At 72.8% G+C, this 430-nt stretch carries 1 pseudogene; it reads left to right on the plus strand.

The features are described from left to right. Positions 1-430 (plus strand): annotated as a pseudogene (locus LPA54_RS39635) (ABC transporter ATP-binding protein); the annotation flags it as partial.

Here is a 430-nt window from a genome sequence, read left to right on the forward strand (position 1 = left end):
CCCGCGGCCTGCTCGGCTCCCCCCGCGTGCTCTTCCTCGACGAGCCGACCACCGGCCTCGACACGCAGACCCGCGCGGCCGTCTGGCACCACCTGGACCGGCTCCGCGAGGAACAGGGCATCACGGTCTTCTTCACCACGCACCAGCTGGAGGAGGCCGAACACTGCGACCGCATCGCGATCTTCGACCGCGGCAAGCTGGTCACGGAGGGCTCCCCCGCGGAGCTGAAGGCCGTCATCGGGGCCGACGTCGTCGACCTGCGCACCGAGGACGACGGGCTGGCCGTCGACCTGCTGTCCGACCGGTTCGGACTGACGGCCGAGACCACCCCCGGCGGGCTGCGGCTGAGGGTGCAGAACGGCGCCTCCATGGTGCCCCGCCTGTGCACCGGACTGGGCCTGACCGTGCGGTCGGTGACCGTCACCCCGCC

The organism is Streptomyces sp. DH12, assembly GCF_020873895.1.
Classification (GTDB): Bacteria; Actinomycetota; Actinomycetes; order Streptomycetales; family Streptomycetaceae; genus Streptomyces.